General features: G+C 47.5%; 5 protein-coding genes and 1 pseudogene. 2 read left to right on the forward strand and 4 right to left on the reverse strand.

Annotated features, from left to right (window positions below):
- The 3 genes from dapF to GY683_RS04775 form a co-directional block, all read right to left on the reverse strand.
- On the reverse strand, positions 1-693 hold a 693-nt coding region (gene dapF / locus GY683_RS04765; RefSeq protein ID WP_297287657.1), incomplete at its 3' end, for a diaminopimelate epimerase.
- Between the two features lie 262 nt (positions 694-955).
- A complete protein-coding gene (lysA, locus tag GY683_RS04770; protein WP_297287658.1) occupies positions 956-2,293 on the reverse strand; it encodes a diaminopimelate decarboxylase in 1,338 nt (445 codons plus the stop codon).
- A gap of 45 nt (positions 2,294-2,338) precedes the next feature.
- Entirely contained in the window at positions 2,339-2,479 is a 141-nt protein-coding gene (locus GY683_RS04775; RefSeq protein WP_297287659.1) for a lipoprotein, read from the reverse strand.
- A gap of 243 nt (positions 2,480-2,722) precedes the next feature.
- Between GY683_RS04775 and GY683_RS04780 the strand changes: the two genes are divergently transcribed.
- Together GY683_RS04780 and pta are read left to right on the forward strand one after the other, a co-directional pair.
- On the forward strand, positions 2,723-3,904 hold the full coding sequence (locus GY683_RS04780) for an acetate/propionate family kinase (protein ID WP_297287660.1): 1,182 nt from the start codon (positions 2,723-2,725) through the stop codon (positions 3,902-3,904).
- A gap of 519 nt (positions 3,905-4,423) precedes the next feature.
- Positions 4,424-5,461: pseudogene (pta, locus tag GY683_RS04785) on the forward strand (phosphate acetyltransferase); the annotation flags it as partial.
- 86 nt (positions 5,462-5,547) lie between these two features.
- Here the strand turns inward: pta and yaaA are convergent.
- A complete protein-coding gene (yaaA, locus tag GY683_RS04790) occupies positions 5,548-6,330 on the reverse strand; it encodes a peroxide stress protein YaaA (protein WP_297287661.1) in 783 nt (260 codons plus the stop codon).
- Positions 6,331-6,352: the final 22 nt, after the last annotated feature.

Below are 6,352 nucleotides of genomic sequence, written 5' to 3' on the forward strand. Positions count from 1 at the left end.
CGCCACAGCTGCGCAGGCGCCCGTGCCACACGCCTGGGTCTCGCCCACACCGCGCTCATAGACTCTAAGGCGAATGTGTCGCTGATTCACCACTTGCATGAATCCGACATTCACGCGCTGGGGGAAAGCCTCATGCGACTCTAACAGTCGCCCCAGACGCTCCACATCAGCGGTGAGTACATCATCCACCTTGATGACGGCATGAGGGTTGCCCATGTTGGCGATATATAGCTGAACAGGTGTGCCATCCACGACCAGTCGGTACGAGTTGCCAACCTTGGTGATCGCCTTTGGTGCAAATGGAATCTCGTCAGGTTCAAATTTGGGTTTACCCATGTCAACCTGTACCCAGCCATAGCGATCAGTGGTCAGGGTGATGATGCCGCTGGCCGTCTCCACGCGCAGACGCTGCTTAAAGGATAATTTACGCGCTTGAACGAAGGAAGCAAAACAACGAGCGCCGTTGCCACATTGGCTGACTTCTGTGCCATCAGCATTAAAAATTCGATATTTAAAATCTACGTCGGGACGACTTGGCGGCTCAACAATAAGCAGCTGATCAAAACCCACGCCAAGATGACGATCAGCAAGCAGACGCACCAAGTCAGTGGTGAGATTCATGCGTTGGGTGACCAGGTCAATCACCATAAAATCATTGCCCAGCCCATGCATTTTGGTAAATTCAATTAACATCATCACTCCTTTTTAGCTCTAAGTTCTAATTCCTTTTATCTGGTTACGTCCGTGTGCTCGTATGTCTATCTTAACAGATGAACGCCGATTTGCCTAATGAATTTGCCAAATGTTTTGGTAAATGCGATTTAAATTGTAAAAGAATTTTGCCATACAAAATCACCAACCAACGCTAAAGCTCTCAAAGAAAAGTTGATGGATATCAAGATACTTCACATGCATAAAAAATGCACCGAATCATCGGTGCATTTAGATTGGCGGTTTAGAGTTGTTCGCCGCGCCATAGGTCTTCTAGGTTTTCACGGGCGCGCACGATGCGATGAGCGCCGTTGTCAGTCATGACCTCAGCAGGGCGAGGACGGCTGTTGTAGTTGCTCGCCATGGAAAAAGCGTACGCACCAGCACCAGTGACCGCCAAAAGTGTACCAACTTCCAAAGAAAGTGCGCGCTCTTTACCTAAGAAGTCACTCGACTCACAGACTGTGCCGACCACGTCCCACACTTGGGACTGCTCATTATCTTGAGTGTCCGAAAGCTTGGCAGGAATGATTGCCATCACTGACTCATATAAAGCAGGGCGAATCAGCTCGCTCATGGAGGCATCGACGATGGCGAAGTTCTTGTGCTCGGTGGGCTTAAGCACATCTACGCGCGTGAGCAGCACGCCTGCATTGGCGGCGATATTACGACCTGGTTCTAGGTGTAGACCTAATTTGTATTTGGCTTGTAGAGCGAGTAATTTGGGCAGTAGCGCTTCAGCGAATTCGTGGACGCTGGCAGGGTTCTCATCGATGTAGCGCACGCCAAGTCCACCGCCTAGATCCACATGGGATAGCTTAATGCCGCGAGCAAATAATTCATCGATCAGCTCAATCATCTTATCAAGCGCATCCACGAAAGGCTTGACTTCGGTCAGCTGAGAGCCGATGTGACAGTCGATACCGACGATGTCAAGGTTTGGCAGGGTATTGGCGTATTCATAAGCAGATATCGCCACATCATGCGCGATGCCAAATTTATTATCCTTCATACCTGTCGAGATATAAGGGTGGGTCTTGGCATCCACGTCAGGATTGATGCGTAGCGCGATCGGGGCTTTTTTACCCAGCTCTGCGGCGACAGCGTTTATGGTGTCTAGTTCGCTTAAGGCTTCCACATTAAAGCAGCCAACGCCAGCTTCTAGGGCGGTATGGATGTCCGATGCAGTCTTGCCAACGCCAGAATAGACGATTTGGGCTGGGTTGCCGCCTGCTCTTATGACGCGGGCAAGTTCGCCCGTCGATACGATGTCAAAACCAGCACCCGCTTTGGCAAGTGCTGACAGAACGGCAAGATTGGAGTTGGCTTTGACGGCGTAGCAGATTTGCACGTCGTTGAGCGCGCTAAAGCTTTCCATATAAGCAGTATAATTGGCAAGTAGTGCGTTCTTAGAATACACATAAAGTGGCGTGCCATATAGCTTGGCAAGCTCTGTCGTGTCTGCGCCATCGATATATAGTGTGTTATCTTGATATTCGATGAACGGCAAGGACTCGGTCAGCTTGGCGGCATCGATTGACAACGCGCCGTCTTGGGTTTGGCTTACAGGGCTAAAAGTCATGATAAATTAATGATCCGTATGAATGATGGATGATTGTAATAGTTATTAGTAGTCGTTCGGGTTGGCGCTGATGGTCTCGTTGATGGGTTCTGTGGGTGCGGTTTTGGTGGGAAGATAGAGTGCGCCTTTTTGACCGCAGGCGGTTAATAATGCACAAAGTGCGATGGATAAAATGGCTGTTTTCATTGATGTATGATCGTCTTAAAATTGAAAAATTATTTTACCTAAATTTTGTCAAAATACCAACGACTTTTATGAAAATACACCGTAAGATAATGATTTAAAAGAAAAAAATTTATTAATATCAAAACAAAATATTCCCCAAAAATCCTTTGATTTTACCTAAAGACTTTTGATAATTTTATGTTATAATGCCAAAGATTCATTCGGCCAAGGCCGCCCATCCAACCAACAATTTAAGGAAGAAACATGGCACTTAACAACCCAACTTTGATTTTGAACTGTGGCTCATCATCTATTAAATATGCGCTCATTTCTGATGACGGCGAGCAGCGCATCGAGGGTCTTGCTGAGGCATTGGGTAATAATGATGCGCGCATTAAGCACACACATCTTGATGGCACAAAGGAAGAAATCAACCTGCCAGGCGCAACCCATCAACTTGCACTACAAAAAATCCTAGCATTGATCGAGCAGTATCATCCGGTGGCGGTGGGTCATCGCGTGGTGCATGGTGGTCGCGAGTTTTCGTCAGCTGTAAGAGTTGATGATCATGTGTTGAGTGAAATTAAGCGCTTGGCAATCCTAGCACCATTGCATAACCCTGCTAACGCATCAGGTATTGAGGCGGTACTTGCGATTTATCCAAACTTGCCACAAGTGGCTGTGTTTGATACTGCATTTCATCAAACCATGCCAGACGTAGCATATCGTTATGCCATCCCAAAAGAACTTTATGAAAATGACCGCATTCGTCGCTATGGTTTTCACGGCTCATCGCACGCTTATGTGTCAAATCGTGCCAGTGAATTAACCGCTAAAGAGGGTGCGCATGGCTGGTTAGTTGCTCACCTGGGTAATGGTTGCTCGGCGACGGCTGTTTATGATGGTAAGAGTCTTGATACCTCTATGGGTCTAACGCCGCTTGAGGGTCTAATGATGGGTACGCGTTCAGGTGATGTCGATCCAAGTCTGCACATCCATCTGCATCGCACACTGGGTCTGTCTATCGAAGAGATTGATACGCTGCTGAATAAAAAGAGCGGTCTATTGGGCGTATCTGGCGTATCAAATGACATGAGAACGGTAGAGCAGGCTGCTAATGAAGGTAATAAGGATGCCATCTTAGCACTAGAATTATTCGCCTACCGTGTGGCAAAATATCTAGCTAGCCTAAGCTGTGCGTTACCAAGCTTGACCGGCATTGCCTTTACTGGCGGGGTGGGTGAGAACGCAGTGGGAATGCGTGCGAAGATCTTGGGTCATCTACGTCATTTCGGCATCAAGATGGACGAAGCGAAGAATGCTGAATTGTCACGTGGTGCTGAAGGCAGCTTCCATGCCGAGGGTTCTGCTATAGAGCTGTGGGTTGTCCCAACTGACGAAGAATTCCAAATCATGAGCGAGACTCGCGAAGTTCTAGGTCTATAAATCAAATCATAAAAGTCAGATTGTGATGATCTGACTTTTTGCTTGATTTTACGGCTTATATTTATTGATGAATTTAATAAAGGATATGACATGAAAACTGTATTGCTAGTTCCTACCACCAGTCAGATTAACATGGAAACATTGTCTCAAAGTGTCGCCGGCTTAGTCGGTGGTGAGATTGTTGCCATTCCAAGCCATGAAGAATTCTGCGGTGCGATCGGTAATAACAACCTTGACGACCTACTAGAGACGGCAATCGCTAAGCAATCAGCGCCCATCAGCGTGGTTGTGGGTGTGCTTGCTGATGAGAGCAGACCGTATGCCAACCGCGTAAACCGCGAGCTTGCGACAGGTTTTGATGCTGATGTGATCTTGGTGGGTGATAGTGATACTCGCCTACCTGTCTTTGCATCTGTATTTGGCGGTCTAAAAGGCGAGCGCATTTGGGGCGTGATTGGCACTGCTGAGCTGTCGGGTAAGGTTCAAGTATTGGCACGCACTGATAACGGTGGCAATCTGTCTGAGATTGACAGCAATGCTTTTGAGGCCTACAAAACCGCTGACCGCACCCAAAAGTTGTCTCCTTACGCCTTCCGCAACCAAGTTGTTCGCCTTGCTCAGAACGCCAAAAAACGCATCGTTCTACCAGAAGGTGATGAGCCGCGTACTATCGAGGCGGCAGCGATTTGTCAAAGCCGTGGCATCGCCCAATGCGTATTGCTTGGCGACCCTGCTAAGATTCGCACGGTGGCGGATGAGCGCGGTGTAACTCTGCCTGACGGCATCGAAATCATCGAACCATCTACTGTGATCGACAAATATGTCGCACCAATGGTAGAGCGCCGCAAAGGCAAAATCGATGAAGAGGGCGCAAGACAAGCGCTTCAAGACACGGTGTATCTTGGCACGATGATGCTACAAGTTGGCGACGTGGATGGTCTGGTATCGGGTGCGGTACACACGACTGCTGATACGATTCGCCCAGCGTTCCAGCTGATCAAGACTGCGCCAGAGTATAGCTTGGTCTCTAGTGTGTTCTTCATGCTATTACCTGAGCAAGTGGTGGTCTATGGCGACTGCGCGGTAAATCCAAATCCAACTGCCGAACAGCTTGCTGAGATCGCCATCCAGTCAGCCGAATCCGCCAAGTCATTCGGCATCGATCCTAAAGTTGCCCTAATCAGCTACTCTACCATGAACTCAGGTTCGGGCGAAGACGTAGAAACGGTAAAATCAGCCTTGCAAATCGTTCGCGAAAAAGCACCAAACCTCAAAGTCGATGGTCCGCTACAGTTTGATGCGGCATCTGTACCATCTGTGGGCAAGCAAAAAGCGCCGAACTCACAAGTGGCAGGCGAGGCGAATGTATTCATCTTCCCTGATCTGAACACAGGTAACACCACCTATAAGGCAGTACAACGCACCGCAGGCGTGATCAGCGTAGGTCCGATGCTACAAGGCCTAAACAAGCCTGTTAACGACCTGTCTCGTGGCTGTTTGGTGGATGATATTGTCTATACGATTGCACTGACTGCCATTCAGGCGGTCGGTCAATAAAACCTCTATCCCAATTAAAAAAATCCCTGCTTGATGGCAGGGATTTTTATTGGTTGAGTTTTGATGTGAATGGCAATTAAGCTACATTAAGCTTGCTCATCGCGCTTAAACACCCATTCGGTATCAGTGCTTAACGCCTCATCAAAATAATAACCATCGCTGTCAAATTTCTTAAGGTCTTCAGGATCAGTGATGTTATTTTTGGCGGCGAAATTTACCATCATGCCACGAGCTTTTTTGGTGTAGAAGCTGATGATTTTGTATTTGCCATTTTTTTGATCAAGGAATTTCGGCGTGATGATGGCGGCGTTGATGTTTTTTGGTTTCACCGCGCCATAATATTCAGTTGAGGCAAGATTTACCAAGACATCAGAACCGCTGTCTTGAATGCGTTCATTGATTAAGTCAGTGATGGTGTCGCCCCAGAATTGATACAGGTCATCGGCATTTGGCGTCTTAAACTTGGTGCCCATCTCAAGACGATAAGGCAGCATATAATCCAACGGCTTTAATAGACCGTACAGACCAGATAAGATGCCTAGGTGTTTATTAAGATATTGAATTTCTTCTTTGGAAAGTTGATAAGCGTCCAGCCCAGTATAGACATCACCATCGAACAGATAGACGGCAGGTTTTTTATTGTCATCAAAAGGATGAGCCCATGCCTGATTGCGCGCGACATTTAATTCGGCGATCTTGGCGGAGATGTGCATGAGTTCTTGTAAATCAAGCACGTCTTTTGTTTTTAGGGTTTTCATGAGCTCGATGGCTTCTTCGATGAGAGCAGGCTCGCTGTATTGATCATCCAGATCAAGTGGTAGGGCAGTTTTTTCGTCTAGGTTTTTGGCAGGGGATAATAAAAAATACATCGTACGTCCTATTGTGTTGTTA

It is taken from the genome of Moraxella sp. (assembly GCF_024227015.1).
GTDB lineage: Bacteria > Pseudomonadota > Gammaproteobacteria > Pseudomonadales > Moraxellaceae > Moraxella.

Coding starts and splice junctions, on each gene's coding strand:
- lysA (WP_297287658.1), bottom strand. CDS start 2,293: ATGACTTTTAGCCCTGTAAGCCAAACCCAAGACGGCGCGTTGTCAATC.
- GY683_RS04775 (WP_297287659.1), bottom strand. CDS start 2,479: ATGAAAACAGCCATTTTATCCATCGCACTTTGTGCATTATTAACCGCC.
- GY683_RS04780 (WP_297287660.1), top strand. CDS start 2,723: ATGGCACTTAACAACCCAACTTTGATTTTGAACTGTGGCTCATCATCT.
- yaaA (WP_297287661.1), bottom strand. CDS start 6,330: ATGTATTTTTTATTATCCCCTGCCAAAAACCTAGACGAAAAAACTGCC.